1 protein-coding gene is annotated in these 2,353 nt (G+C 44.0%); it reads right to left on the bottom strand.

The genetic code is table 11. The features are described 5' to 3' along the window. Nucleotides 1–133: 133 nt before the first annotated feature. The coding region (locus ACSHXM_RS21630) for a hypothetical protein (protein ID WP_435692473.1) at nt 134–2,353 on the bottom strand (2,220 nt) is incomplete at its 5' end.

The following is a 2,353-nucleotide window of genomic DNA, read 5'->3' as shown; positions in this document are numbered from 1 at the left end:
GTCTTTGTGCGTACTTGTAAGACTTTGTAGTCCTGTACAGTTACTACTTCGATTTTGTCTTGTGTTATTTTCTTTTCTAAACTCATGTTTATTTCCTCTTGTTTTGTCTGTCGCTATAATCCAATAGCGGTAATTAAGCTGTCATATATGTTCCTGAAACACGAATAACTCCACTACCTGTAGTTGCCCACGGATACTGCTTTGGTGGAAATCCTGAGTTTTCATCTATACCAATATACAAAGTTGAACTAGATGTGTAAGCTCTTGTTATAACGTCCGCAGTAGATAGTAAGTTTCCCTGCGCTTGGCATATAGTAGTGTAGTTACTCAAGCCGCCTGATACAAACGGAAGACCATTAATTAAAGTGTATCCACTACCCTGTGAACTTATCGCACTTAGCTGAATCTCAATCTCAAAGTAACAGACATTTCCAATTTTAACGTATTTGCCGTTTTGTAAAGTGTACGTTGCAACAATATTTCCGCCTGAGCTTCTAGCTGCGGTAGGAGTAAACACACCCTCCTCATAATCGTCCAACTTATTAGCCGCACCAGTCCCGCCAAGATACACACCGCCAGAGAGGTAGAGGTCTTTGAAACGGTTGCCTGAAAGACCTAAATCAATTGCATCACGTCTTGTCTGATTAGTCGATGGATTCCAAGGCTCTATTGCAACCGCTGTTCCTTGGAATAATAGACCTGTGTCACCTGAGCCAGCATAAAGATGCGTTCCAGCTGTACTACCAATCGACCCAACTGTTGCGCCATCTTTTAAAAAGTTAGCGATAACCCCATCACTATTAAGACGCCCGAGGTTTATTGCATTTGTATTATCACCCATAAAACCACTTGAACTCGACGGTCGAACATACATACCTGCTGTGGCGTTAGATGGAGCTGTCATACCAACCACCAAGTTTCCAGAGCTGTCTATGCGTGCATGTTCGCTAGAGCCGTTACCACTAAACGTAAGGTTGTTACCCTTAACACCGCCAGAGAGGTAGAGGTCGCTGAAGCGGTTGGATGATGTACCTAACCTCATAACTCCATCAGTAGACGTGCCCACACGATTAACAGGTAGTGCTGTATTACTTCCAAATAACAAACCTGAACCTGCAAAGCCCGCAGAGTTATTACCTACAAAATATGTATACCCGCCATTACTACCAATCGACCCAACTGTTGCGCCGTCTTTAGCAAAGCGTACTACCTCACCGTCATTTGGTCCTGTTCGATTGAATATAGCTGTGTTTGCGTTAGCTGATGATGTAACAGATATAAAACTAGGTCCAATCCGTACACCTGTTGTGGTATTATCTGCACTTGTCTTACCAACCAACAAGTTGCCAGAACTGTCTATTCTTGCTCGTTCTTGCTCATTACCAGTACCGAACCGCAAAACATCTGAACCGCCTTGTGGATTTGCTAGACCAATAAACGCGCCATTAGTTGCCATAACCATGCGTAAGGTAGAGCCGTTTGTTCCATCGGTGTTAGTAATATGGAATGCAGGGTTAGAGGCGCTAGATACATCAAGAAGTTGCGATGGACTAGCCGTGCCAATCCCTACGTTACCTGCTGAGTCTATTCTCATGCGTTCCGCAAAGCCTGAAAAATTATCGGCTGACGTTGAAAATCTAAGCGGTGTATCAATAGACCAGTTTAAATTACCGCCAAAGTTTGAATCCCCATAAATCCTAGTAAACACGTTACTTTCAAATGAAGCTATCGTATTATTTAAACCCGCCGAACCCGATGTTTGTATTTTATTTGTAGGCGAACTAGTACCAATCCCCAGACTCTCAGCGCTAGCATCCCACACCATCTTCGCAGTCGTGCCAGTGTCTTCAAAGAAGGATACATCGCCGCCGTCACTGAATAAGGCTACTTTACTTCCACCACTTGTGATAGCAATTTCTTCGCCACCTCCAACACCAAAAGATTGCACATAAGGTGCGACGGCACTTGATGTAAGAGTAAATCCAAAACCTGAGCTACCTTTAAAAGATGCAATTGTGCCACTTGGGCTGTCAGTAGTAACCACCAAACCATCAGCTGTGACAGTGCCTGTGACGTCTACGCTTGTAAAACTACCAGTATTAAATTCAACACTATCAAGAGGCTGAACAGCCGAGTCAGCGAGTGCACCTTGTGCGGTTGTGGCTTTGCCGTTTAGCTGCGTCTGAATATTAGACGTTACACCGTCTGTGTAGTTTAGTTCTGTAGTAGATGCTGTAATACCGTCAAGAGTGTTTAACTCCGTAGTAGTAGCTGTCAGTCCATCAGTAATGTTAAGCTCTGCGGTGGTCGCTGTAATACCATCAAGAGTGTTTAGCTCTGCGGCTGTAGCGGT

Source organism: Paraglaciecola sp., from assembly GCF_051252315.1.
In the GTDB taxonomy this organism is placed as follows: domain Bacteria; phylum Pseudomonadota; class Gammaproteobacteria; order Enterobacterales; family Alteromonadaceae; genus Paraglaciecola.
Note: the sequence above shows the minus strand (reverse complement) of the source record. Positions and strands in the feature narration are given on the sequence as shown.